Source organism: Paraburkholderia gardini (genome assembly GCF_907164545.1).
Lineage (GTDB): Bacteria > Pseudomonadota > Gammaproteobacteria > Burkholderiales > Burkholderiaceae > Paraburkholderia > Paraburkholderia gardini.
The window spans coordinates 17,891-44,176 of record NZ_CAJQZB010000022.1 but is presented as its reverse complement, the minus strand read 5'-3'; the positions used below and the strand labels follow the sequence as shown (position 1 = coordinate 44,176).

At 63.1% G+C, this 26,286-nt stretch carries 20 protein-coding genes and 1 other RNA gene; 13 read left to right on the top strand and 8 right to left on the bottom strand.

The genetic code is table 11. From position 1 onward, the window contains the following. Positions 1 to 9: 9 nt before the first annotated feature. From fdhF to LPA37_RS16330, 3 genes are read right to left on the bottom strand one after another with little or no spacing between them, the layout of a single operon-like run. The gene (fdhF, locus tag LPA37_RS16340) at positions 10 to 2,922 is read right to left on the bottom strand and encodes a formate dehydrogenase subunit alpha (protein ID WP_228981238.1); all 2,913 of its coding nucleotides are present in this window, start codon (positions 2,920 to 2,922) and stop codon (positions 10 to 12) included. Between the two features lie 17 nt (positions 2,923 to 2,939). Then, positions 2,940 to 4,496 carry a formate dehydrogenase beta subunit gene (locus LPA37_RS16335; protein ID WP_229013117.1) on the bottom strand — a complete coding sequence of 519 codons (1,557 nt, stop codon included), beginning with the start codon at positions 4,494 to 4,496 and terminating at the stop codon, positions 2,940 to 2,942. Then, a complete protein-coding gene (locus tag LPA37_RS16330; RefSeq protein ID WP_267478176.1) occupies positions 4,493 to 4,978 on the bottom strand; it encodes an NAD(P)H-dependent oxidoreductase subunit E in 486 nt (161 codons plus the stop codon). The genes LPA37_RS16335 and LPA37_RS16330 overlap by 4 nt, the downstream gene beginning before the upstream one ends. A gap of 143 nt (positions 4,979 to 5,121) precedes the next feature. On the opposite strand from LPA37_RS16330, the gene LPA37_RS16325 reads away from it, so the two are divergent. Further along, positions 5,122 to 6,201 carry a substrate-binding domain-containing protein gene (locus LPA37_RS16325; RefSeq protein ID WP_228981236.1) on the top strand — a complete coding sequence of 360 codons (1,080 nt, stop codon included), beginning with the start codon at positions 5,122 to 5,124 and terminating at the stop codon, positions 6,199 to 6,201. Positions 6,202 to 6,311: 110 nt separating this feature from the next. After that, positions 6,312 to 6,578, top strand: a complete 267-nt coding sequence (locus LPA37_RS16320; RefSeq protein WP_228981235.1) for a hypothetical protein — start codon at positions 6,312 to 6,314, stop codon at positions 6,576 to 6,578. A 75-nt stretch (positions 6,579 to 6,653) separates the two neighbouring features. Here LPA37_RS16320 and LPA37_RS16315 read toward each other — a convergent pair whose 3' ends face one another. Further along, positions 6,654 to 7,013: a COG4315 family predicted lipoprotein gene (locus LPA37_RS16315; RefSeq protein ID WP_228981234.1), complete on the bottom strand. Its 360-nt coding sequence runs from the start codon at positions 7,011 to 7,013 to the stop codon at positions 6,654 to 6,656. A gap of 746 nt (positions 7,014 to 7,759) precedes the next feature. Here LPA37_RS16315 and LPA37_RS16310 point away from each other — a divergent pair. The 4 genes from LPA37_RS16310 to LPA37_RS16295 all read left to right on the top strand — a co-directional run bounded on the left by LPA37_RS16310 (position 7,760) and on the right by LPA37_RS16295 (position 13,517). Further along, positions 7,760 to 8,725, top strand: a complete 966-nt coding sequence (locus LPA37_RS16310) for a lysophospholipid acyltransferase family protein (protein WP_229013116.1) — start codon at positions 7,760 to 7,762, stop codon at positions 8,723 to 8,725. A 103-nt stretch (positions 8,726 to 8,828) separates the two neighbouring features. Beyond that, positions 8,829 to 10,025 carry an HlyD family secretion protein gene (locus tag LPA37_RS16305; protein ID WP_228981230.1) on the top strand — a complete coding sequence of 399 codons (1,197 nt, stop codon included), beginning with the start codon at positions 8,829 to 8,831 and terminating at the stop codon, positions 10,023 to 10,025. Positions 10,026 to 10,027: 2 nt separating this feature from the next. Next, positions 10,028 to 12,145 carry a peptidase domain-containing ABC transporter gene (locus LPA37_RS16300; RefSeq protein ID WP_229013115.1) on the top strand — a complete coding sequence of 706 codons (2,118 nt, stop codon included), beginning with the start codon at positions 10,028 to 10,030 and terminating at the stop codon, positions 12,143 to 12,145. Next, positions 12,138 to 13,517, top strand: a complete 1,380-nt coding sequence (locus LPA37_RS16295) for a TolC family outer membrane protein (RefSeq protein WP_229013114.1) — start codon at positions 12,138 to 12,140, stop codon at positions 13,515 to 13,517. The genes LPA37_RS16300 and LPA37_RS16295 overlap by 8 nt, the downstream gene beginning before the upstream one ends. 109 nt (positions 13,518 to 13,626) lie before the next feature. Here the strand turns inward: LPA37_RS16295 and ssrA are convergent. The 4 genes from ssrA to ompA all read right to left on the bottom strand — a co-directional run bounded on the left by ssrA (position 13,627) and on the right by ompA (position 16,489). After that, positions 13,627 to 13,996, bottom strand: a transfer-messenger RNA (tmRNA) gene (gene ssrA / locus LPA37_RS16290). A gap of 178 nt (positions 13,997 to 14,174) precedes the next feature. Then, positions 14,175 to 14,888, bottom strand: coding sequence for an HAD family hydrolase (locus LPA37_RS16285; RefSeq protein ID WP_229013113.1), 714 nt, complete (start codon positions 14,886 to 14,888; stop codon positions 14,175 to 14,177). 28 nt (positions 14,889 to 14,916) lie between these two features. After that, the gene (gene ubiG, locus LPA37_RS16280) at positions 14,917 to 15,615 is read right to left on the bottom strand and encodes a bifunctional 2-polyprenyl-6-hydroxyphenol methylase/3-demethylubiquinol 3-O-methyltransferase UbiG (RefSeq protein ID WP_229013112.1); all 699 of its coding nucleotides are present in this window, start codon (positions 15,613 to 15,615) and stop codon (positions 14,917 to 14,919) included. Between the two features lie 226 nt (positions 15,616 to 15,841). Then, on the bottom strand, positions 15,842 to 16,489 hold the full coding sequence (gene ompA, locus LPA37_RS16275) for an outer membrane protein OmpA (RefSeq protein ID WP_228981222.1): 648 nt from the start codon (positions 16,487 to 16,489) through the stop codon (positions 15,842 to 15,844). A 491-nt stretch (positions 16,490 to 16,980) separates the two neighbouring features. Between ompA and gyrA the strand changes: the two genes are divergently transcribed. From gyrA to aroA, 7 genes are all read left to right on the top strand, one after another. Then, entirely contained in the window at positions 16,981 to 19,617 is a 2,637-nt protein-coding gene (gyrA, locus tag LPA37_RS16270) for a DNA gyrase subunit A (protein WP_228981220.1), read from the top strand. A 128-nt stretch (positions 19,618 to 19,745) separates the two neighbouring features. Further along, complete coding sequence (locus LPA37_RS16265) at positions 19,746 to 20,363, top strand: DUF2059 domain-containing protein (protein WP_229013111.1); 618 nt, start codon at positions 19,746 to 19,748, stop codon at positions 20,361 to 20,363. A gap of 188 nt (positions 20,364 to 20,551) precedes the next feature. Beyond that, positions 20,552 to 21,634, top strand: a complete 1,083-nt coding sequence (gene serC / locus LPA37_RS16260) for a 3-phosphoserine/phosphohydroxythreonine transaminase (RefSeq protein WP_228981219.1) — start codon at positions 20,552 to 20,554, stop codon at positions 21,632 to 21,634. A 50-nt stretch (positions 21,635 to 21,684) separates the two neighbouring features. Then, a complete protein-coding gene (gene pheA / locus LPA37_RS16255) occupies positions 21,685 to 22,767 on the top strand; it encodes a prephenate dehydratase (RefSeq protein ID WP_228981218.1) in 1,083 nt (360 codons plus the stop codon). A gap of 59 nt (positions 22,768 to 22,826) precedes the next feature. Further along, on the top strand, positions 22,827 to 23,942 hold the full coding sequence (gene hisC / locus LPA37_RS16250) for a histidinol-phosphate transaminase (RefSeq protein WP_228981217.1): 1,116 nt from the start codon (positions 22,827 to 22,829) through the stop codon (positions 23,940 to 23,942). A gap of 45 nt (positions 23,943 to 23,987) precedes the next feature. Then, positions 23,988 to 24,929, top strand: a complete 942-nt coding sequence (locus LPA37_RS16245; protein ID WP_228981215.1) for a prephenate dehydrogenase — start codon at positions 23,988 to 23,990, stop codon at positions 24,927 to 24,929. 12 nt (positions 24,930 to 24,941) lie between these two features. Beyond that, the gene (gene aroA / locus LPA37_RS16240; protein ID WP_229013110.1) at positions 24,942 to 26,246 is read left to right on the top strand and encodes a 3-phosphoshikimate 1-carboxyvinyltransferase; all 1,305 of its coding nucleotides are present in this window, start codon (positions 24,942 to 24,944) and stop codon (positions 26,244 to 26,246) included. The last annotated feature ends 40 nt before the right edge of the window (positions 26,247 to 26,286 follow it).

Here is a 26,286-nt window from a genome sequence, read left to right as displayed (position 1 = left end):
GGTTTGCCCTCATTTACCCGACGTGACGTTGGCCAGTTCGAGCTGCTCGGCGTTGAAGCGCGAATACTGCTGCTGCCACTCGGACGGCTGTTCGACCGGCATCACCTGCACCGCCGTCACCTTGTACTCCGGGCAGTTCGTCGCCCAGTCGGAACTGTCCGTGGTGATCACGTTCGCACCCGATTCGGGGAAGTGGAACGTCGTGTACACGACGCCCGGCTGCATGCGCTCCGTCACCTTCGCGCGCAGCACGGTCTGTCCGGAGCGCGACTCGATGCCCACCCAGTCGCCCGTCTTGATGCCGCGCTCCTCGGCGTCGTGCGGATGCAGTTCGAGCCGGTCCTCTTCGTGCCAGCGCGAATTCTCCGTACGGCGCGTCTGCGCGCCGACGTTGTACTGCGACAGGATGCGGCCCGTCGTCAGCAGCAGCGGATATTTGCGCGTGACCTTTTCCGGCGAGGCGATGAACTTCGTGATCACGAACTTGCCCTTGCCACGGACGAACGTATCGACGTGCATGGTCGGCGTGCCGTCCGGGGCTTCTTCGTTACACGGCCACTGGACGCTGCCCATCTCGTCGATCTTCTTGTACGAGACGCCATGGAACGTCGGCGTGAGCCTCGCGATCTCGTCCATGATTTCGGACGGATGCGTGTAGTCCATTTCGTAGCCGAGCGCGCGCGAAAGCAGCAGTGTCACTTCCCAGTCGGCGTAGCGCCCGAGCGGCGGCATCACCTTGCGAACGCGCGAGATGCGACGTTCCGCGTTCGTGAACGTGCCGTCCTTCTCGAGGAACGTCGAGCCTGGCAGCAGCACGTGCGCGTACTTCGCGGTTTCATTCAGGAAGATGTCCTGCACGACGATGCATTCCATCGCCGACAGCGCGGCCGCTACATGGTGCGTGTTCGGGTCCGACTGGACGATGTCCTCGCCCTGGCAGTACAGGCCCATGAACGTGCCGTGCGTGGCCGCATCGAACATGTTCGGAATGCGCAGGCCCGGCTCCGGTTGAAGCGTGCAGTTCCATGCCTCTTCAAAGAGCGTGCGCGTCGTCGTATCGCTGATGTGGCGATAGCCCGGCAGTTCGTGCGGGAACGAGCCCATGTCGCACGAGCCCTGCACGTTGTTCTGGCCGCGCAGCGGGTTCACGCCGACGCCTTCGCGGCCGATGTTGCCCGTTGCCATCGCGAGGTTCGCGATACCCATCACGGCCGTGGAACCCTGTGCGTGTTCCGTGACGCCCAGGCCGTAATAGATCGCGGCGTTGCCGCCCGTCGCGTAGATGCGGGCCGCGGCGCGAACCGTTTCCGCCGGCACGCCGGTGACCTCGGCGGTTGCTTCCGGTGCGTTTTCCGGCAGTGCGACGAAGTCGCGCCATTGCTGGAACGCGCGGTCTTCGCAACGCTCGGCGATGAACTGGTCCGCGAGCAGGCCTTCGGTGACGATCACGTGCGAGAGCGCATTGATGATCGCGACGTTCGTGCCCGGACGCAGTTGCAGGTGATACACGGCCTTCACATGCGGTGTATCGACGATATCGATCACGCGCGGATCGATGACGATCAGCTTCGCGCCTTCACGCACGCGCCGCTTTAGACGCGAGCCGAACACCGGATGCCCGTCGGTCGGATTCGCGCCCATCACGACGATCACGTCGGCCTTGTCGACCGATGCGAATGTCTGCGTGCCGGCCGATTCGCCGATCGTCGTCTTCAGGCCGTAGCCCGTCGGCGAGTGACATACGCGTGCGCAGGTGTCGACGTTGTTGTTGCCGAACGCGGCGCGCACGAGTTTCTGCACGAGATAGGTTTCCTCGTTCGTGCAGCGCGACGACGTGATGCCGCCGATCGAATCGCGGCCGTGCTTCGCCTGGATGCGACGGAATTCCGACGCGGCATAGCTGATCGCTTCTTCCCAGCTGACTTCGCGCCACGGATCGGTGATTTTCGCGCGGATCATCGGCTTCGTGATGCGGTCCTTGTGCGTCGCGTAGCCCCACGCGAAGCGGCCCTTCACGCACGCATGGCCTTCGTTCGCGCCGCCGTTCTTGTACGGCACCATGCGCACGACCTGGCTGCCCTTCATCTCGGCCTTGAACGAGCAGCCGACGCCGCAATACGCGCACGTCGTGATCACCGAGTGCTCGGGCTGGCCGAGCATCACGATGGTCTTTTCCTGCAGCGTCGCGGTCGGACATGCGGCGACGCACGCGCCGCACGACACGCATTCCGATTCCATGAACGGCACGTTCTCGCTCGCGGCGACGCGCGATTCGAAGCCGCGCCCGGTGATCGTCAGCGCGAACGTGCCTTGCGTTTCCTCGCACGCGCGCACGCAGCGGTTACAGACGATGCACTTCGACGGGTCGTACGTGAAGTACGGATTCGACTCGTCTTTCACGTCCTTCAGATGGTTCTCGCCATCGAAGCCGTAGCGCACTTCGCGCAGGCCCGTGACGCCCGCCATGTCCTGCAGTTCGCAGTCGCCGTTCGCGGGACAGGTCAGGCAGTCGAGCGGGTGATCGGAGATGTACAGCTCCATCACGTTGCGTCGCAGCGATTGCAGACGGTCGGTTTGCGTGCGTACTTTCATGCCGGCTTCGACCGGCGTCGTGCACGACGCGGGATAGCCGCGGCGGCCTTCGATCTCGACGAGACACAGACGGCACGAGCCGAACGGTTCGAGCGAATCGGTGGCGCAGAGCTTCGGCACGTTCACGCCGGCCTCGGCCGCGGCGCGCATCACCGAGGTGCCGGCAGGCACCGTGACGGATTCGCCGTCGATTTCGAGCGTCACACTGACGTCGGCGTGACGCAGCGGCGTGCCGTAGTCGGTGTCATCGAACGGATCGCGTGACTGTGATTTGCAGGCGCAGTTGCCGGAGCCGCAGCCGCCAGCTTTCGGGTTGAGCACGTCGGACATATTGTGGGGCTCCATCGTCAGGCCGCGGCCGCTTTCGGCGCGGTGTCGAGACCGAAGTCTTCGGGGAAATGGTCGAGTGCGGACAGCACCGGGAAGGGCGTCATGCCGCCCATTGCGCAAAGCGAGCCCGCCACCATCGTGTCGCACAGGTCGCGCAGCAGTTGCACCTGTTTCGTCGAGGTGTCGCCGTTGCGGATGCGGTCGATCACTTCGACGCCGCGCGTCGAGCCGATCCGGCACGGCGTGCATTTGCCGCACGATTCGATCGCGCAGAAGTGCATCGCGTATTGCGCGAGGTCGGCGAGATTCGACGTGTCGTCGTGCACGACGAGACCGCCGTGACCGACCACCGCGCCGACCGCCGCGTAGGCCTCGTAATCCATCGGGATATCCCACTGGCTTTCGGGCAGATACGTGCCGAGCGGGCCGCCGACCTGGACGGCGCGTGCCGGACGACCGCTCGCCGTGCCGCCGCCGTAGTCGTAGAGCAGTTCGCGCAGTGTCACGCCGAACGCCAGTTCGACGAGGCCGCCCTGTTTGACGTTGCCCGCGATCTGGAACGGCAGCGTGCCGCGCGAGCGGCCCATGCCGAAGTCCTTGTAGAACGCTGCGCCCTTCGCGAAGATGATCGGCACCGTCGCGAGCGTGATCACGTTGTTGATCACGGTCGGCTTGCCGAAGAGGCCCGCGAGCGCAGGCAGCGGCGGCTTCGCGCGCACGATGCCGCGTTTGCCTTCGAGCGATTCGAGCATCGCGGTTTCCTCGCCGCACACGTAAGAGCCCGCGCCCTTCGCGACGAACAGCTCGAAGCGGTGCGCCGAGCCGAGCACGCTGTCGCCGAGCCAGCCGGCGGCGCGCGCTTTCACGATCGCCGCTTCGAGCGTGGCGATCGAATGCGGATACTCGCTGCGCACATAGATATGACCGACGGTTGCGCCCGTCACGATGCCCGCGATGATCATCCCTTCGATCAGCACGTACGGATCGCTTTCCATCACGAGACGATCGGAGAACGTGCCGGAATCGCCTTCGTCGGCGTTGCAGACGATGTACTTCTGGTCCGCGAGCGCCGCGCGCACCGTGCGCCATTTGATGCCGGCCGGGAACGCCGCGCCGCCGCGCCCGCGCAGGCCCGATTCGATCAGCGCGTCGCAGGCGGCGGCGCCGTCCATCGCGAGCGCCTGCTTCAGACCTTCGATACCGCCATGCGCGACGTAATCTTCCGTCGACAGCGGATCGGTGATGCCGATGCGCGCGAACGTCAGGCGCTGCTGCTTCTTCAGATACGGAATCTCGTCGACCACACCCACATGCCGCGCGTGCGCGTTGCCTTCGATAAAGCCCGCATCGAACAGCGACGCGACATCGGCTGCCTCGACGTTCGCGTAACCGACGCGGCCCGCCGATGTTTCCACTTCGATGAGCGGTTCGAGATAGAGCAGACCGCGCGAGCCGTTGCGCACCACCTCGATCGCGATGCCGCGACGCGTGGCCTCTGCTGCGATGGCTTCAGCGATGGCGTCCGCGCCGAGCGCGAGTGCCGAGGAATCGCAGGGAATAAAGATGCGCGTCATACCGTTTCCTCCACACACTGGCTGGCGGCGGCAAGGATCGCATCGAATTTTTCCGGCGTGACTTTCGCGTGCAGCGTGTCGTTGACCATCATCGCCGGCGACAGCGCGCACTGGCCGAGGCAATACACCGATTCCAGCCCGACCGCATCGCCGTGGCTGTGATCCGCGTCGAAGCGGCAGCCGGTGCGCGCTTCGATATGTTTCGCGAGCGCTTCGGTGCCCATGCTGCGGCATGCTTCAGCGCGGCACAGTTGCACCGTGACACGCGCGGCGGGCTGCGTGCGGAAGTGGTGGTAGTAGCTGATGACGCCGTGCACTTCGGCGCGCGACAGGTTCAGCGCCTTCGCGAGCGGCCCGACGACTTCGGGCGGCACGAATCCGGTTTCGTCCTGGATTGCGTGCAGGATGGCCAGCAACGACATCCCCGGCCGCGCATGACGCTGGACGACCTCTTCGGGCACGACGGTATTTGTATTGTTCAAGTGGGGGCTCCTCCAGAGTCAAATATGCACTTGTTATTCATAATGTGTGCATCTATGCTTTCGTGTATCTGGTATATCTGTATAGAAAGATAGGTGGACAACCCGTCTGCCGCAATAGGAAACGTTGTTGCATATACGAGCTCATGATCAAAATTGAATGCCAGGCGCAACTCGTGATGCGCGATCTGGACGGCCGGGAGGCCAGTCTGACGGACGTCGTGCCGCTTCTGGCGCTCGTCGATGAATCCGGCAGCATTTCGCAGGCCGCCACGCTTAAGGGTTTGTCCTACCGTCATGCGTGGGGTTTACTCCGCTCAATCGAGGAGCGGCTCGGCGGTGCGTTGATCGCCAAGGAGCGCGGCCGGGGTTCGGTGCTGTCAGAGCTGGGTCAGGCAGTGCTGCGTGCGCAGCGTCTGTGTGGCGAGCGACTCGACGGCAACATGCAGGCGCTGGCGAGTGAGGTCGCGAGCGACCTGAACCGCTGGCTCGCGCCGCCCACCGACAACGTCCGGATTCACGCGTCGCACGGTTATGCGGTCGCGGCGCTCGTGACCGAGCTGGTGACGCGCGATATCGCCGTCGAAATCAAATACCGCGACAGCGGCGAGTCGGTGACGGCGCTTGCTCGCGGCGAATGCGATCTGGCGGGCTTTCACCTGCCGCGCGGCGAGTTTCGCGAGGCGTGCGCCGATGCATATAGAGGCTGGCTCGATCCGCAGCGACATGTGCTGGTGCATCTCACGATGCGCCAGCAGGGCCTCTTTCTCGCGAAGGGTAATCCGAAGGGAATCGTTGGCCTGACCGATCTTGGGCGTGACGACATCCGCTTCGTCAACCGTCAGCCGGGATCGGGCACGCGGATGCTGCTCGATCTCGCGTTGCGGCGCATCGATATCGATCCGGATCGCGTAAACGGCTATGCATCGGCGGAACTGACGCACTCGGCGATCGCGGCGTTCGTGGCGAGCGGAATGGCTGATGTGGGCTTCGGCGTCGAGCCCGCCGCGCATCATTTCGGGCTCGACTTCGTGCCCGTGGTCCACGAGGACTATTATTTCGCCTGCGAGCGGCAGGCGCTCGCGCGCGCGCCGCTCGCCGCCGTGGCCGCGCTCCTGCGTAGCACCACGTTTCGCGACTGCGTCGCGCGGCTGGAAGGCTACGATCCGCTGTACTGCGGCGAGGTCTTCGAGCTCGATGAGGGATTGAGCGGCGTGGCCGCGTAAGCGCGCGTAACATCCGCGGCGCGCGTGGCCGCTGCATCGCGGCGCGGTTTGCGATACTCTCTACGCTTCGCAGCCCGCTTCACGCGCGTGTCACGACGCGCCGAGTTCCTATGAAATTCCTGATCAATGTGTGCGCCGCCGCGATCTCCGTCGGCGCACTTTTCGGTACCGTTTCAGTTGCGTTCGCGCAGAACTCGCCGGGTGTGCCCGGCGGCATCCTGCAGGACCAGTTCCGTCTGAAGGAGCATCCGCAGATGCCGTTCGCCGCATCGGCGCCTTCGAAGAAGTATCAGAAGGACACCCCGTCGGCGCGTCGCCGCAAGGGCGACAACGGCGATCCGAACGGCTGCAACCTGCAGTGCCCTGACGACGAGTAATGTGTCGCGACGCCGCGAATGTGCATATCGCGGCGTGTGGGCAAAGCGGATCCCTTCAGCCTGCTTCAGACCGCATCACGGCTTTGCCGTGTGCCACATGTCCTTGAAGCCGTCGCCCTTCATATCCCCCGCCCTGGTGTCTTTCGCGAAGCGATACACCGGCTTGCCTTTATACGCCCACTGCTTCTTGCCATCGGCTGACGGAATCACCGTCCAGTCGCCCGAAGGCTTGTCGTACGAGTCAGCCATCGCGGCCGGCCACGCCGTCGCGCAGCCGCCCATGCAGGCGCTTTTGCCAGGCGTCGTGTCCTTGTCGAACGTGTAGAGCGTCATGCCGTCTTCGTCGACGAAATGGCCATCGACGGCTTTGGGCATCTCGGCGAAAGCGGTCTGCTGGATCGCGAGAAGGGCGAGCAAAAACATCGTCTTGCGCATGATGTGATCTCCTGTTGTGGACGTTCTGTGATGGAGTTTAGGTGTTCAGGGAGAACGGCACGTGACGAGAGCGTCGCGTGTTCCCGATAAACGGGTGCCGGTGGGAGATTATTCCGTCCGTCGTGGTTTTTATATCCGGTGTCGGAATATCTGATTTTCTGCGTGGGGTTTTTCCCGCATGGCGTAGTTTATTTTCGTTTTGCCTGCCTGATAGTTAATTCTGGAACTTCATCTGACGGAAGTGCCTGATCCTGTTTTGAATTCCTTATTGATGACCGGGAACTATTCCTGATTCATTTATTGTGTGTTTCCTGCGTGGGGCCGCGCAACAGACCTGCCGTGGCGCTGCCGGTGAGCGCTGCACGTGACTTCGTTAAAAAGCTGTACCCGGGATTTGCGAGATGCGATCGTTTCGCGGACTGGTTTTTTTAATACAAACAGGTCAATGTAAATAAAGGTCATGCCGTTTTATATTAAAAAAATCCCGGGCTATGATTCGCGTCGCTCGAATATGAATATCCGTTTCGAGTGAAGGAAAATAACCCATCATCAATGAGGTAACTGAAATGCAAAAGATCGAACGCACCGAACTGGCCAGGGCAGCTATCGCAGGCGGTTGCTGCAAGTGCTGCTCCGCTCCGGCAAAGGCGGCGAGCAAACCCACGCCGTCGAAGCCGGTAGCCTGAGCTTCGCGTAGCTGACAGGACGGCCCCCCGAGGGGCCGTCTTCATGTTGACGCCATTCCCATGTTGATGCACATCTGGTCGCAAAGCGCGGTCGCCAGATTGCGGGTTGCGTTGCGCAACAGCATCAGGCGCTGGCCGCTTTACCTGCGAGGCGCACTGGTGGCGCGGCTTCCGGCTGCGGCAATCGAACCACTCGCGCTCGCCGGTTCACGCATACGCGGTTTTGCCGACGCGCGTGCGCGTTGTCATGGCGAAATGCGTTGTGAGATTGGCCGCGATGTACTCGGGTCCGCGCCGTTCGACAGACGGCGTGTCGCCGCGAGCAGCACGCGCGAGCGTCTGATCGATCAGCGTATCTATTACGGCAGGCTGTCGCGTGGCGTTGAAGTGTGGCCTGAACTTCACGCGGTCGCTGCCCGGCTCGCGAGTGAGATCCGGCGTCTGAAGGCCATCGATCCGAAACGTCCGGTCATCGTGTCGCCGTTTCACTATGTGTCCCAGTACGCGAACATCTACGTGGTCGACGCATTGCGCGTCGCGCTGGGTCTCGAATCGATTGCTGTCGTCTCGGCTGTGCCACGGGACATGTATGGCGATGACGACGCCCTGATTCCTGGCGTGGATGTGCTCTACACCTACGGCGATGGCGATCGCAACGGGCTCGGCCTGCGCGTTGCGCGGGCGTTGAGGCGCACGGGCGTCGCGGTGCTGTTCGCCGACGTGCCGCCGTTCGCGTTGCACCGCTATCCGATGGAAACCGTGGGTGTTTCGATGTTCGGGCGTCCCGCGCGGATTCATAACGGCGTGTTTCGCCTCGGTACACAGTTCGACGCAACCTTGCTGCCGTTCTATCTGCGCTTCGACGCGGGACGCTTCAGCGCCGAACTGTTCGAGCCGCTGACGCTGGCCGGCGAGGGCGCGCCGCAGCAGCTTGCCGGCTACATCGAGACCGCGCTCATCGATAACTTTCTTCACTCGCTCGTCGCGGTCAATCCGTCGATGTACGCCTTCGCGCCAACGCGTTAGGCGCGCTGCGCTTGCGCTGTCCTGCCAGGCGCGGCATGCCGCGCGCGTGAATTCAGGCAAGGCGTCCACGCCGGTCAGAAGCCGGCATTCCGCACAACAGGTTATGGAACCCATCGATCTCCCTCAATTCAAGGACGTCTCATGGCGCTGGATCGCCTATGCGACGTCGGCGCTCGTGACCGTCGCGACGGCGTTCGCGTTTTTCCACGAAGTCGAACTGAAACAGGACGTGCGCGCGGAGATCGTGTCGCCGTCGGAAATCAAGATTCAGGGCCTCGAAGGCCTCGTCGCGGATATCTACGTGCATCAGGCCGAACGCGTCGCGCTGGGTGCGCCGCTCTTCAGGCTCGAGCGGGATCTGTCGCTCGCCAGCGATGGCCGTCCGCGTCCCATGTTCGACGAACACATGCGTGACGAACAGATCGCTTCGACCGAAGCGCAGTATCGCCAGCGCAAGGCGGAACTGTCTGTGCAACGCGAGACGTCGCAACTGACCGAAGCCAGCCGGCGCGCGGAGATGTCGTCGCTCGACGAGCAACTGGCCCAGAACCGGCAACTCGTCGATGAATCGGCGCACAAGCTGTCGCGGCTCGAGTCGGTGTCCGAGTACGTCACCGCCGACCGCATCGAACAGGCGAAGGCCGACACGCATCAGGCGAAAGTCGTGGTCGCGCAGAGCACCGCGCGGCGGCAGCAACTCGTGGCGGAACTCGGCACGGCAAGAAGCGCGCAGGCCGGGATCGACGCCCAGCTGAAGGAACTCGACGCGCGGCATGCGCGCGATCTTCAGGACCTTCGCATGCGGTTCGAGCAGAACCGGCAAAACATGACGATCTCCGCGCCGCGCGCAGGCACGGTGTCGTTTTCGGGGCTGGTGGCGGGGCGAACGCTTGCCGCATCCGATGTAGCGCTCGTCATCGTGACCGGCGAGGGCGGCGCGTTGCGCGCCGCGCTGCGCATTCCTTCGCGCCGTCGCGGCTTTGTGCGCGAAGGGCAGACCGTGCGGCTCAAGTTCGACGCGTTTCCGTACGCGAAATTCGGCAGCTACGAGGCGCGCATCGATTCGATTTCGCGCACGACGGTGCGCTCGCCGATGTCGCCACCTTCGGGCGCGTCCGAGCCGCGCGCGCCGGAAGGCGATTACATGGCGTGGGCCACGTTGCGTGGCCACACCTTCGACTTCGAGCGGCAGCACTTCGAGATCCTGCCCGGCATGTCGGCGACCGCGAGCATCGTGATCGAACGCCGGACGATTGCCGAATGGGTGCTGGCGCCGTTCTTCCGCATGCTGAGGGGATAACCGTGCGCGCGATCTATCAAAACGAAGTGGCCGAATGCGGCTACGCCTGTCTCGCGATGGTGCTGTCGCACTTTGGCCGCGCGACGGAAGTGCGCGAGCTTCAGGCGTTCAGCCCAATCTCGTCCAATGGTCTTTCGCTGATGGACCTGTACGACGTCGCTGTCGAATTTGGCCTTGCCGTGCAGGCGTACCGCTTCGGCACGTCCGATCTGCCCACCGTCAAGCGCGGCTCGATCCTCCACTTTGGCGGCGCGCATTTCGTCGTCTTCGAGAAGTGCGGACGCGGCTATGTGCAGGTGATCGATCCGGCAAGCGGCCGGCGACGCATATCGATGGAAACGTTCATCGCGAGCGTGTCCGGTTATCTGCTCGAATGCGCACCGACGCCATCGATGCCCCGCGTGCGCAGCCGCTCGCACGTGCCCGCGGCGCTTGCCCGGGTGCGCGCGCTCAATCCGCAACTCAAGGCGCAGATCGCGAAGGTGATGTTCGTCGCGCTCGGCAGCCAGTTCGCGATTCTCGCAATGCCGTATCTCGGCAATCTCGTGCTCGACGATGTTGTCGCCGCCGATAACCTGAACCTGCTCAACATCCTGATCGTGACGTTCAGCGCGATTTTCGTCACGGGCGCACTGAGTCATTTCGTGCAGACGTACCTTGTCGAGCTGCTGCACGGTTTCGTGCAGATGAACATGACCGAGGGAATACTCGCGCATCTGCTGCGCAATCCGGTGTCGTACTTCGAAAAACGTCACGTGGGCGATCTGTTCGCGCGGGTCAAGGCGCAGGATGAAATCAGTATCTTCGCCACGCGCACCCTGATTTCGCTTGGCATCAATCTGGTCGTCGGCGTGCTGGCACTCGCGTTGATGCTCGTGCAAAGCCCGCAACTGACGGCCATTGCCCTGGTGATTTTTGCGTTCTATGTGATGGTTTCGTACGCGCTCTTCGCGGGCATGCGCGACACGCACGCGCTCGTACTCGAAGAATCCGCGCGCTGCGACGATACGTTGATCGAGACGATCCGTGCCGCGTCGCTTATCAAGCTGTCGCAGGGCGAAACGCGGCGCACCGCGATGTTCATGGCGAAGTACCGCGCGTATGTCGCCGCGCTCGTTCATGGCGGCCGTCTTGCGAGCGCGCGCGACGCCATTCTCAAACTGGTGAACTACGCCGACATGATCGCGATCACCTGGTTCGCGGCGCGGCTGATGCTGGGCGGCGCGATCTCGGTCGGCGTGTTCTATTCGTTCCTGATCTACAAGTCGTTGCTGTCGGAGCGACTGGCTGCGTCGATCAATGCGCTGTTCGAGTATTTCATGTTGAGCGTGCCGGTTGCGCGCGTGGGCGACATCGTCGACTGCGAAGGCGAGCGGTATACGCCCGCCAGCGACGTCCATCGAACTGTCGAGGTCCGCACGTTCGGGCAGATCGACGTGCGCGACGTGACGTTTCGCTACGGCGTTTCGGACCAGCCGGTGCTGAAGGGCGCGAACCTCACGATCAACAAGGGCGACAAGATCGTGATCATCGGCTCATCCGGCAGCGGCAAGTCGACGCTCTTCAAGCTGCTCGCCGCCGCCGAACAGTTGCAGGAAGGGCAGATCACGCTGAATGGCATCGCGTGGCCGAATCTGACCGTCGACGAAATTCGGCGACACGCTGTGCATATGCGTCAGGGCGACCTGATCCTGCATGGCTCGATTGCCGAAAACATTTCGCTCTTCGCGGGCAACGCGGACGAAGCACGCATTCACGCGCTGCTCGATGACGTCGGTCTGCTTGCCGACGTGATGCGTCTGCCGATGCGCACGCGTACGGTGATCAGCGACACGATCGCGAATATTTCCGCCGGCCAGCGGCAGCGCCTGCTGCTGGCGCGCGCGCTTTACCAGCCGCGCGAACTGCTGCTGCTCGACGAACCGACGTCGAATCTCGATCCCGTGTCGGTCCAGCATATCGTCGCGTTGTTGCAGCGTCTCGATCGCACGATCGTGGTGATCACACACGACATGTCGCTCGCATCGGCATTCGATGTGCGCTACCGGCTGGTCGACGGCGTGCTCGTGCGCGATCTCGACTGTTGTGATGCTCGTAGCGAGGTGGCCCCTCATGAATAAGCGCATGGTGCTGGTCGCGCTGGCGATCGTCGCGGGTGTTCAGTGCGTACGGGCGGCCGATCTGCTGACCGTCGTCGAGCAGACCACCGATCACGATGCGGAGCTCGCGGCGACCCGCGCGGGCGCACGCGCCGCGCATCAGGCGATACCGAAGGCGCGCGCGCAGTTGCTGCCGCGCGTGGAGGGCGGCTGGGGGCGTGCCTATAACCGCATCGCGACCGAAGACTTCCCGACTACCACGTACTGGCAGAACGGCTGGACGGTGAGCCTGACGCAACCGGTGTTCGACTGGAGCCGCTGGACGACTTACCGGCAGGCGGACTTCATCGAGGCACGCGGCGCCACCGAGGTCGCGCAGGCGCAGCAGGCGTCGATCCTGAAGGCCGCGCGCGCGTACTTCGACGAACTCGCCGCCGAGGATGAACTCGCGCGGGCAAACGACTATGCCGCCGCGCTCGATACACATCTGACCCAGCTGCGCCGCAGGCAGCTAGCCGGCGAAGCGACGGTGATCGATTTACGCGAAGCCGAGTCGGGTGTGCTGCAGGCGCATCTGCAGCAGCAGGACGCGGGCAACGCGTTGCAGCTGAGCCGGCTCGCGCTGGAGCAGGCGACCGGGCAGCCCTTCACCGCGCTGTCACGGCTGGCCGATCCGGTCACGATGCCGCGCGTCGAACCGGACGACATCGACGCGTGGGCAAACCAGGCGCAGGCTCACGACTATCAGGTGCAGTTGAAACAGATCGACTGGCGCATCGCGAAACTCGAGGTCGAAAAGGCCCGCGCCGCGCATCTGCCGACGGTCAACCTCACGGCGAGCCATACGCCGGCAGGCGCCGGTTCCGGTTACGCACGCCCGACGACCACCACGACGGCGATGCTGTCAGTGAGCATTCCGTTTTTCGAGGGCGGCGAAACGGAGGCACGCGTCGACGAGACGGTCGCGCTGGAGGACAAGGCGCAGGACGACCTGACCTCGGCGATCCGCCAGGCTGGCGCGAGCGCGCGTGAAAACTGGATGCGCCTTCGCTCGGGCGCCGCGCGCGTCGACGCGCTGGCGCGTCTTGCGAGGACATCGAGCGCTGCGTTTGCCGCGACGCAGATTGGCTACAAGGCGGGCAGTCGCGACAGCACCGACGTGCTGCGTGCCGCCGACACGTTCTACGCAAACCGGCGTGACCTGATCCGCGCACGATACGAGACGATCATGGCGCTCCTGCAACTGAAGGCCGCGACGGCCGCCCTCACGTTTGACGAAGTGGCGAGCGTCAATACGTTGCTGGTCTCCGCGGCGAATGGCGCGCCGCGGCAGCCACTGCGCGCGCCTCAGGTTGCACCGGCACGAGCGGAGTTCCCAGCGTCTTCTCACTGATGCATCGAGTTTGGGAGCGCGTAACAGAAAGCCCCACGCAGCGCGAACTGGGTGGGGCTCTTGTTGATCTGCTGATACTGACTGTTGCTGCTTGTTACCGGGTGTTTTCTGGTGGAGGCGGCGGGAATCGAACCCGCGTCCAGAAGCACTCTACGACCAGTTCTACATACTTAGTTCTATCTTTTGATTTAACCGGACCGACGCGGACGAACACGCTTCGGTACAGCGATTCACTGGATTTTCGACCTTGGCGTCGTGACGCCGACAAGGCTTAACTGACGTATATGACCTCTGTCGGTATTGCTACCGGTCTTGCGACTCTAACCCGTCAGTGAGCCAGGCAGAGGACGGCGGCCCTTAGGCTGCCAGTGCGAACGTTTCGTCGTTTGCAGTTACGTTTTTCCCGCTGATTTACGAGGTTACGGGGCCTCGGTATGCCCTGGCCGCTTCGCAACCCCTGTCGAAACCAGGTCGCCCCCGCGGTCGGATGACCTGCATATGCAGGTCAATCCCCATCTTACAATACGGCGACTCCTGCGTCACGGCTTCTCTGCAATCCAGGCCGGGATCCCCGCTTGATGCCTCCGCGCCACAGGGGGATTTGCCACCGCAAACCCAAACGCGGTCCTGTCTCCGACCACGGCGACCTGTTCGATATCAGGTGATGTCGCGCAACAGGCGTTGCAATTCGGCAGTCGACTGGACGACGTGCCTCGCGTGCCATTTCGCGGGCGGCAGGTCGTTGCCGCAATAGCCGTACGCGGCGGCCACCGTGACCATGCCGGCGGCAAACCCCGCCTGCACGTCGCGCAGATCGTCGCCGACGTAGACGACACGCTCGGGCGGGATCGCCATTTCCTGCGCCGCGTGCAGGAGCGGCGCGGGATGGGGCTTCGAGTGAGGCGTCGTATCACCGCTGACCACGCAGACCGCGCGCTCCTCGAGACCCAGTTGCGCGACGAGCGGGTCGGTCAGGCGCGATGCCTTGTTGGTCACGATGCCCCAACGGATGCCGCGTGCGTCCAGGTCGTCGAGTACCGCGTCGATGCCCTGGAACAGGGTTGTCTCGATACACAGATCGGCTTCGTAGTTGGCGAGAAACTCCTCGCGCATCGAAGCGAACTCATGGTCCTCAGGACCAATGCCGAAGGCGCCGCCAATCAGGCCGCGCGCACCCGCCGATGCGAGCGGGCGCAACGCGTCGAGCGGCACCATGTCGAGCCCGCGCTCGTGGCGCATCTTGTTGACCGCCGCGGCGAGGTCGGGTGCGGTATCGGCCAGCGTGCCGTCAAGGTCGAACAGGACGGCCTGACACAGACCGGTTGCAGCATCGTCGTCTTCGCGCTGGGGCAGAGGCGTGGGGTCGCTCATGAAGGTGTGTTCGCAGGTTTCGGGTCGGTCAGGCGGGGCGGCGGCTGGCGAGCATGTAGTTCACGCTCGTGTCGTCGGCGAGCGCGAAGTGCTTGCTGAGCGGGTTGTACACAATGCCCTTGATGTCGTCGGTGATGAGGCTCGCGCTACGTACAAAGCCCGCGAGTTCGGACGGACGGATGAAACGCGCGTAGTCGTGCGTGCCCTTCGGGAGCATGCGCGCAATATATTCCGCGCCGATCACGGCAAAGAGGTACGACTTCACGTTGCGATTGAGCGTCGAGAAAAACACGCTGCCGCCCGGCTTGACAAGGGTCGCGCACGCGGCTACCACGGCTGCCGGCTCGGGCACGTGTTCGAGCATTTCCATGCAGGTCACGACGTCGTAAGTGCCGGGTTCGCGGGCAGCGAGCGCCTCCGCGGCGATTTCTTCGTAATCTACGGTTACACCGCTTTCAAGACTGTGAAGATCCGCGACGCCCAACGCCTCGCGCGAGAGATCGATGCCCTTGACGTGCGCCCCCATTCCCGCCATCGATTCCGACAGGATGCCACCGCCGCAACCGATATCCAGCACGCGTTTGCCGGCGAGCGCCGCATGCGTGTCGATCCATTTGAGCCGGACTGGATTCAGTTCGTGCAGCGGTTTGAATTCGGCGTTCGGGTCCCACCAGCGATGGGCGAGATCGCTGAATTTCTGTAATTCGTGGGGATCGGCATTGGTCATGTCGGATTCGGGCCTTGATGAAAGCGGGTGAGCGGGCAGGCGAGGATAAACCCTGAGTATATAGGCCGTCGAACCCGGCGGCAAAATGCTGCGCAATGCAGCGTGCCTGAGTCAGAAACCCTGCGGAAAATGGGTGCCGCCCGTGAGCACGGTACAGATAACCGGCGTCTGGAATAAAAAAAGCCCCGCCGAAGCGGGGCTTTGATGCTGCGGTAACGCTGTAATCTTACTGCTTCGAAGTACCGACAACTTCGACTTCCACGCGGCGATCCGGTGCGAGGCAGGCGATGAGTTGCTTGTGGTTCTTCTGGTTGCAGCCAGTTGTAACCGGGTTGCGCTTGCCCTTGCCTTCCGTGTAGACACGGTTGGCTTCGATGCCCTTGCTGACCAGGTATGCCTTGACAGCTTGTGCACGACGCAGCGACAGACGGTCGTTGTACTTGTCCGAACCGATACGGTCCGTGTAACCCGTTGCGACCACGACTTCCAGGTTCAGACCCTGGATCTTTGATGCGAGTTCGTCGAGTTGTTGCTTGCCAGCCGGCTTCAGGACAGCCTTGTCGAAGTCGAACAGGGCATCAGCCTGGTACGTAATCTTCTGGCTGGTGATAGCCGGCGCGACAGGCGCCGGAGCCGGCGGGGTCGGAGCCTGGGCTACCAGGGCGCCATCGCACTTCGCGTTAGCCGTTGCCGGCGTCCAGAACGCATCGCGCCAGCAAAGCTCGTTCGTGCCGTTCATCCACACGTATTCGCCGGTGCCGTTCACCCAGTTGTCATTCGTGGCTTGTCGCGACGCCGGCACCGACTGTGCCGAAGCGGATGCAGCCATTACTGCGGTAGCTGCAATGAACGCGAGCTTTGAAAGTTTATTCATATTTCTCCTCTCGAAATTGAGATTACCGCAGGTTTACTGCGAGCTTGTTGACGAAGACAAGTCATACATTGCTCGAAGTATAACATCGGTGCGGAACAAAAGACGTGCTGTGTAGACTTCGAGCAGTGTCTAACTCTTTGTGCGTTGGCATTTTGCCATATCGTTCCCTTCTGACGATAAAAAAATCCTTCCCTGTTTCTTGCCCCCAACCAATTGTGGTGCATGCGCAACAAAGAAACTGCTGGATTTTTGCGTCCGTCCGCTTTGTTCCGATACAGGTCTGTATCCGGAAAAATCTACCGGCCGGGCAGACCGCTCGTCGGGCACGCAGGAGCCGTTCCCGGTCCTCTCCCTAATAGGTATACGGACCCCGTCGGGCGCGGATGCCGGGCATGTTAGAATCGCGTGATGCGTTGCGCCTGCAGCGTCTACGCGAAGCCGGCTTATCGTGCGTTTCAGGTGGCCGTCCTTGCATGTAAAAGACACGGATAATGGATCAATTCGCTAAAGAGACTCTGCCAATCTCCCTAGAGGAGGAAATGCGCCGTTCGTATCTCGATTACGCGATGAGCGTGATCGTGGGGCGTGCGCTCCCTGATGTCCGCGACGGCCTGAAGCCGGTCCACCGGCGCGTGCTGTACGCGATGCACGAGCTGAACAACGACTGGAACCGCGCCTACAAGAAGTCCGCGCGTATCGTCGGCGATGTGATCGGTAAGTATCACCCGCACGGCGACACGGCTGTCTACGACACCATCGTCCGGATGGCGCAGGACTTTTCGCTACGATACATGCTGGTGGACGGGCAGGGTAACTTCGGTTCCGTCGATGGCGACAACGCAGCGGCGATGCGGTACACCGAAATCCGCATGGCCAAGATCGGCCATGAGCTGCTCGCCGACATCGACAAGGAAACCGTCGACTTCCAGCCGAACTACGACGGCAGCGAAAACGAACCGGCCATTCTGCCGGCGCGTATTCCCAATCTTCTGATCAATGGCTCGTCCGGTATCGCGGTCGGGATGGCGACGAACATTCCGCCGCACAACCTGAACGAGGTTGTCGACGCCTGCCATCATCTGCTGAAAAACCCGGAAGCCACGATCGACGAGCTGATCGAGATTGTCCCCGCGCCTGATTTTCCGACCGCCGGCATCATCTACGGCGTCGCGGGCGTGCGCGACGGCTATCGCACCGGCCGTGGCCGCGTCGTGATGCGCGCCACGACCCACTTCGAGGAAATCGATCGCGGCCAGCGCATGGCGATCATCGTCGACGAACTGCCGTATCAGGTGAACAAGCGCTCGCTGCTGGAGCGCATCGCCGAGCTCGTCAACGAGAAAAAGCTGGAAGGCATTTCCGATATCCGCGACGAATCCGACAAGAGCGGCATGCGCGTCGTGATCGAGCTGAAGCGCGGCGAAGTGCCTGAGGTGATCCTCAACAATCTGTACAAGGCGACGCAACTGCAGGACACGTTCGGCATGAACATGGTCGCGCTCGTCGACGGCCAGCCGAAGCTGCTGAACCTGAAGGAAATGCTCACCTGCTTCCTGTCGCATCGACGGGAAGTGCTGACGCGGCGCACTGTATATGAACTGCGCAAGGCCCGTGAACGCGGCCACGTGCTCGAAGGCCTGGCGGTCGCGCTCGCGAACATCGACGACTTCATCGCGATCATCAAGGCCGCGCCGACGCCGCCGATCGCGAAGCAGGAGTTGATGGCGCGTCCGTGGGATTCGTCGCTCGTGCGCGAAATGCTGTCGCGCGCCGAAACCGAGAACGCATCGGCGGGCGGGCGTGAAGCCTATCGTCCCGATGGTCTGAACCCGGCGTTCGGCATGCAGCCGGATGGCCTGTACCGTCTGTCGGACGTGCAGGCGCAGGAAATCCTGCAGATGCGTCTGCAACGCCTGACGGGTCTCGAGCAGGACAAGATCATTGGCGAATACCGCGAAGTGATGGCCCAGATCGCCGATCTGCTGGATATCCTCGCGCGTCCGGAACGCATTACGGCGATCATCGTCGACGAACTGACGTCGATCCGCGCCGAATTCGGCGACGCGCGCCGCTCGCGCATCGAGCTGAACGCGACCGAGCTGAACACCGAGGACCTGATCACGCCGCAGGACATGGTCGTCACCATGTCGCACGCGGGTTACGTGAAATCGCAGCCGTTGTCCGAATATCGCGCCCAGAAGCGCGGAGGTCGCGGCAAACAGGCGACGTCGATGAAGGAAGACGACTGGATCGACACGCTGTTCATCGCGAACACGCACGATCACATCCTGTGCTTCTCGAACCGCGGCCGTGTGTACTGGGTGAAGGTGTATGAGGTGCCGCAGGGCTCGCGGAACTCGCGCGGCCGTCCGATCGTCAATATGTTCCCGCTGCAGGACGGCGAGAAGATCACGGTGGTGCTGCCGGTCAAGGAATTCTCGGCCGACCGCTTCATCTTCATGGCGACGGCGCTCGGCACGGTCAAGAAGACGCCGCTGGAAGCGTTCAGCCGTCCGCTGCGCAAGGGTATTATCGCGGTCGGTCTCGACGACGGTGATTACCTGATCGGCGCCGCGATCACTGACGGCCAGCACGACGTGATGCTGTTCTCGGATTCGGGCAAGGCGGTGCGCTTCGACGAAAACGACGTGCGTCCGATGGGCCGTGAGGCGCGCGGCGTGCGCGGCATGCAGCTGGACGACGGGCAGCAGGTCATCGCGCTCCTCGTTGCCGGCGACGAGCAGCAGTCGGTACTGACCGCAACGGAGAACGGCTTCGGCAAGCGCACGCCGATTACCGAGTACACGCGTCATGGCCGCGGCACAAAGGGCATGATCGCGATCCAGACCTCGGAGCGTAACGGCAAGGTGGTCGCCGCGACGCTGGTCGATCCTGAAGCGCAGATCATGCTGATCACCAACACGGGCGTGCTGATTCGTACGCGCGTGTCGGAAATCCGTGAGATGGGACGCGCAACGCAAGGTGTTACACTCATCAGCCTTGATGAGGGCACGAAGCTTTCAGGTCTCCAGCAGGTCGCCGAAGCGGAAGCGGATGTCGAAATCGAAGGCGACGCCGACGGTCCCGCCGATGTCGATACGAACGGTGAAGAGGGCGGTGCAGCCTGATCTGCGCTGACCTCGTGGGTATTGAGTACATAACGGATGAGCAAGCCGCATGAATCTGCGCCGACCTGCGAGGTTGCGGCGCGATTCGGGCGGCAGGTAGTTCGATCTATTTCTCTTGGGGAGTAATGATGCAAAAACGATTCAAACAGTTGATGTTGCTGGCCGCTTTCGTACCGACTTTCGCGATGGCGCAAGCACTTCAAACCCAGCAGGCAGCGCCGGCTGCAGCAGCAACTGCAGCAGCGCCGGTTGATCCGGCCAAGCAGGCTGCGATCAAGGATCTGCTGGACGCGATCGACGCGCAGAAGCTCGTCGGTGCAATCGGTAACAGCGCACAAATGCAGGCAAAGCAGCTGGTTCCGGCCATCCTGTCGGACGCCCTGTCGGAAAACAAGTCGCTGACGGACAAGCAGAAACAGGCTTCCGTCCCGACGCTGCAAAAGAACACGGTGCCGAAGCTGGTTGACTCGGCCGGTCAGGTGTTCGCAACGGACTCGTTCCGCCAGGACGCGATGCAGGCTCAGTACGACGCGTACGCGAAGTACTACAGCACGCAGGAAATCAAGGATCTGACGTCGTTCTACAAGAGCCCGACGGGCCGCAAGTTCATCCAGGTGCAAGACCAGGTGGGCCGCGACGTCGTGAACGGTCTGATGCAGAAGTACATGCCGCAATCGATCAAGGCAACGCGCGACCAGGCTGACAAGGAAGTTGCTTCGGTCAAGCCGGCCGCCGCCGCGAAGTAAGCGGGCCGACAGGCTCAGCCGGCGCTGCCGCGACCGGCCATACAAGGGCGTCTCAGGGCGTCCGGGTTTGGCGGGTTGCCACTGTCAGTGCGATAATGGTCGTTTGCGCGCACGCGCAGACGACCATTTTCTTTTCAGGCGCGCAATCCCGCAATTTCTGCGTCGCGCCTGCTTCTGGGGTTTTCAGGATGCGCGTCTTTAATTTCTCCGCCGGACCGGCGGCCATGCCCGAAGAAGTGCTGCGCCAGGCGGCGGCTGAAATGCTCGACTGGAATGGCAGCGGCATGAGCGTGATGGAAATGAGCCATCGCGGGAAAGAATTCATGTCGATCCATGAAGAGGCGCTCACGGATCTGCGCGAACTGCTCGCGGTGCCGGCAAGCCACCGCATCCTGTTCCTGCAGGGCGGCGGTCTCGGCGAAAACGCGATCGTGCCGATGAACATGCTTGGCGCTCGCAAGAACATCGATTTCGTCATCACCGGTTCGTGGTCGCAGAAATCGTTGAAGGAAGCGCAGAAGTACGGCGCCGCTCATATTGCCGCGTCGGGCCAGACGGCAGACGGCTTCACGCGCGTGCCTTCGATGGCGGAATGGAAGCTGTCGGACGATCCGGCTTATGTGCATCTGTGCACGAACGAGACGATTCACGGCGTCGAAACCTTCGAAATTCCCGATCTCGGCGATATCCCGCTCGTCGCGGATGCGTCGTCGCACATCCTGTCGCGCCCGATGGACATCGCCAAGTACAGCGTGCTGTTCGGCGGCGCGCAGAAGAACATCGGCATGGCCGGCGTCACGGTCGTGATCGTGCGCGAGGACATGCTCGATCGCGCGCTCGCGATCTGCCCGTCGGCGTTCGAATGGAAAACCGTCGCTGAAAACAATTCGATGTACAACACGCCGCCCACCTATGCGATCTACATCGCCGGGCTCGTGTTCAAGTGGTTGAAGAAGCAGGGCGGCCTTGCCGCCATGGAAGCGCGCAATCTCGAAAAGTCGAAGCTGCTTTACGACACGATCGATGCGAGCCGTTTCTATCTGAACAAGGTCGAGCGCAACGCGCGGTCGCGGATGAACGTACCGTTTTTCCTCGCCGACGAGTCGCGTAACGAAGATTTCCTGGCCGGCGCGAAAGCGCGCGGGCTGGTGCAGCTGAAGGGCCACAAGTCCGTCGGCGGCATGCGGGCGTCGATATACAACGCGGTGCCGCTCGAAGGCGTCAAGACGCTCGTCGAGTACCTGAAGGAATTCGAACAACGCAGCGCCTGATTCCTGGCGCGCATCCTTTCCCGTATTCTCCGGCAGGGCCGTTTTCACGCATGGACGACGAACTTAATTCAAGACTCAAACCGTTGCGCGACCGCATCGACGCGATCGACGCGCAACTGATCTCGCTCCTCAACCAGCGGGCCGCGGTCGCGCTCGAAGTGGGCGAGGTGAAGAAGCATTTCAACGCGCCGGTGTTTCGCCCGGAACGTGAGCAGCAGGTTATCGCGCGTCTGCAGGGCATGAGCGACGGCCCGCTCGCCGACGATCACATCAGCGCGATCTGGCGCGAAATCATGGCCGCGAGTCGCGCGCTGGAAAAGACCATCCGTGCCGCGTATCTCGGGCCGGTCGGCACCTATAGCGAACAGGCGATGCACGAGTACTTCGGTCAGTCGATCGAAGGGTTGCCGTGTCCATCGATCGACGAAGTGTTCCGTTCGGTCGAAGCCGGCGCCGCCGAGTTCGGCGTCGTGCCGGTCGAGAATTCGACGGAAGGCGCCGTGTCGCGCACGCTCGATCTGCTGCTGCAGACGCAGCTTGTGATCGGTGGCGAGCTTGCGTTGCCGATTCATCACAACCTGCTGTCGCTCAATGGCGGCCTGACCGGCGTGACACGCGTCTGCGCGCATGCGCAGGCGCTCGCGCAATGCCAGCGCTGGCTCACGGCTAACGCGCCGCATCTCGAACGTCAGGCGGTGGCGAGTAACGCCGAGGCCGCGCGCATGGCCGCGGAAGACCCGACGATCGCGGCCATCGCCGGCGATCGCGCGGCGACGCATTACGGCCTGCAGGTCGCCTACGCCCTGATTCAGGACGATCCGCACAACCGCACGCGCTTCGTGATGATCGGCAAGGAACCGGCGGGTGTCAGCGGCAACGACCAGACCTCGCTGATCCTGTCGGTCAAGAACGAGCCGGGTGCGCTCGTGAAACTGCTGGAACCGCTCGCGCGGCACGGCGTGTCGATGACGCGTTTCGAATCGCGGCCGGCCCGCGTCGGCACCTGGGAGTACTACTTCTACATCGACTTCGAAGGTCATCGCGACGACGCAACTGTCGTGGAAGCGCTTGCGGACCTCGAAAAGAAGGCTGCCTTCGTGAAGATTCTCGGTTCGTATCCGCGCTCGCGCTGATATCGCCTCAAGTCCGCCGCCCCATTCAGCCAACTGGCAAAGTCGATCTGGAGTTACTCATGACATCGCAATTCGGTCCTTCCTATGTGCGCGACATCGCGCCTTACGTCGCTGGCAAGCCGATTTCGGAAGTCGCCCGCGAGTTTGGCCTCGATGAAGCGCGCATCGTGAAGCTCGCGTCGAACGAAAACCCGCTCGGCATGCCCGAATCGGCGAAGCAGGCGATGGTGAAGGCCGCGAACGAGCTGGGCCGCTATCCGGATTCGAACGCGTTCGAACTGAAAGCGGCGCTGGCCGCGCGCTACGACGTGCCCGCCGAATGGATCACGCTGGGTAACGGTAGCAACGACATCCTCGAAATCGCGGCGCACGCGATCGTCGAGACGGGCCAGTCGATCGTCTACGCTCAGTATTCGTTCGCCGTCTACGCACTGGCTACACAGGGTATCGGCGCGCGCGCGATTGTCGTGCCGGCCGTGAAGTACGGTCACGATCTCGACGCGATGCTTGCCGCGATCACCGCCGATACGCGCCTGATCTTCGTCGCCAACCCGAACAATCCGACGGGCACGTATATCGAAGGCCCGGCGCTCGAAGCGTTTCTCGACAAGGTGCCGCGTGACGTCGCCGTCGTGCTCGACGAGGCGTATACGGAATACCTCGCGCCGCAAAAGCGCTACGACTCGATCGCGTGGGTGCGCCGCTATCCGAATCTGCTCGTGTCGCGCACGTTCTCGAAGGCGTATGGCCTCGCGGGTCTGCGCGTCGGTTTTGCTATCGCGCAGCCGGAACTGACTGACCTGCTGAACCGTCTGCGTCAGCCGTTCAACGTGAACACGCTCGCCCAGGCTGCAGCGGTCGCTGCACTGAACGACAAGGCATTCCTCGAAGAAAGCGCAACGCTGAACGCGCAGGGCTATCGGGTGCTGACCGAAGCGTTCGAGCGGCTTGGCCTCGAGTATGTGCCGTCGGACGGCAACTTCGTGCTGGTGCGCGTCGGCAGCGACGACAACGCCGGCAATCGCGTGAACCTCGGCCTGCTGAAGCAGGGCGTGATCGTGCGGCCGGTTGGCAATTACGGTTTGCCGCAGTGGCTGCGCATCACGATCGGTCTGCCGGCCGAAAACGAGGCGTTCATCGCGGCGCTCGAAAAGACTCTCGCCGCCGCTAGCTGAGCGGTTCGACCTGTTACCGCGCGCCGTTCCAGGCGCGCTTTTTCCGTGACCGCTGTGGCCGCTTTTTCCTTTAACAAACTGGTGATTTTTGGGGTCGGCCTGATCGGCGGATCGCTTGCGCGCGCGTTGCGCGAGCGCGGCGGCGTGTCGGGCGCGCGAAGCGTGACCGGCGTGGGCCGTTCGGCGGCATCGACGGCACGTGCGCTCGAACTCGGTGTCATCGACGCAACCGCGGCGCTCGCCGACGATGCGGCGTTGCGCGCAGCGCTTGCCGGCGCCGACTTCGTGCTGCTGGCGGCGCCGGTTGCGCAGACGCAGTCGCTGCTCGAGCGCATCGCGCCGTTCCTCGACGATGTCACTCTCATCACCGACGCCGGCAGCACGAAGTCCGACGTGGCGGCGGCCGCGCGTGCAGCGCTCGGTGCGCGCATCGGCCAGTTCGTGCCGGGGCATCCGGTTGCCGGCCGCGAATCGAGCGGCGTGGACGCCGCGCTGCCGGATCTGTACGTCGGCCGTAATGTCGTGTTGTGCCCGTTGCCGGAAAACGATCCGCAGGCGGTGGAGCGCGTCGCGGCGATGTGGCGTGCAACCGGTGCGAGCGTGTCGAACATGTCGCCGGAGCAGCATGATCGTGTGCTCGCTTCGGTGAGCCATCTGCCGCATGTGCTGTCGTTCGCGCTCGTCGAGCAGATTCTGAATTCGCCGGACGCCGCGCTGAAGTTTTCGTTCGCCGCCGGCGGCTTTCGCGATTTCACACGGATCGCGGCGTCGAGCCCGGAAATGTGGCGCGACATCTGCGTGGCGAACCGCGCTGCGCTGCTGGACGAACTCGACGACTACATGGCTGTGCTGACGCGCCTGCGCGCCGCGATCGAAACCGGTGATGGCGCCGCGCTCGAAGCCGTGTTCGCCCGCTCGCGCCTCGCGCGAACCGAATGGCAGGAACGCGGCGGCGCGAAGATTTCCGCCGGCGACGCCTCGAAATAACAGGACACACTCATGGAACATCTCGATCTCGGACCTTTTTCCCGTGCGTCCGGCACGATCCGCCTGCCGGGTTCGAAGAGCATTTCGAACCGCGTGCTGCTGCTGGCTTCGCTCGCCGAAGGCGAAACGACGATCACGAACCTGCTCGATTCCGACGATACGCGCGTGATGCTGGCCGCGCTCGAGCAACTCGGCGTGAAGCTCAAGCGTGACGGCGACACCTGCGTGGTCACCGGCACGCGCGGCGCGTTCACGGCGAAGACGGCCGACCTGTTTCTTGGCAACGCCGGCACGGCGGTGCGCCCGCTGACGGCGGCGCTGGCGGTGCAGGGCGGCGATTACCGCGTGCACGGCGTGCCGCGCATGCATGAGCGGCCGATCGGCGATCTGGTCGACGGGCTGCGGCAGATCGGCGCGAAGATCGACTACGAGGAAAACGAAGGCTATCCGCCGCTGCGCATCCGTTCCGGCAACATCGCCGCGGAAGCGCCGATCCGCGTGCGCGGCGACGTCTCGAGCCAGTTCCTGACCGCGTTGCTGATGACACTGCCGCTCCTGAAAACGGAGAGCGGCGTGACGATTGTCGACGTCGAGGGCGAGCTGATCTCGAAGCCCTATATCGACATCACGATCAAGCTGATGGCGCGCTTTGGCATTGAGGTCGAGCGCCTCGGGTGGCAGCGTTTCACGGTGCCGTCGGGCAGACGCTACCAGTCGCCGGGGCGGATCATGGTGGAAGGCGACGCGTCGTCGGCATCGTATTTTCTCGCGGCCGGTGCGCTCGGCGGCGGTCCGCTGCGCGTGGAAGGCGTCGGGCGGGCGAGCATCCAGGGCGACATCGGTTTTGCGAACGCGCTGATGCGCATGGGCGCGAACGTGTCGATGGGCGACGACTGGATCGAGGTGCGTGGCATCGGCAACGATCACGGCAAGCTCGACCCGGTCGACATGGACTTCAACCTGATTCCGGATGCGGCCATGACAATCGCCGTGGCCGCGCTTTTTGCCGACGGCACGAGCACGCTGCGCAACATCGCCAGCTGGCGCGTGAAGGAAACCGACCGGATCACCGCGATGGCAACCGAACTGCGCAAGGTCGGCGCGACGGTGGAGGAGGGCGAGGACTATCTCGTCGTCACACCGCCCGCGAAGCTGACGCCGAACGCGGCCATCGATACGTACGACGACCACCGGATGGCCATGTGCTTCTCGCTGGTGAGTCTCGGCGGCGTGCCGGTGCGCATCAACGATCCGAAGTGCGTCGGCAAGACATTCCCCGACTATTTCGAGCGCTTCATGGCGCTTGCCCAACCCTGACGACGAATCCCGAATTGATCTCATTCGACCTGACGCGCGA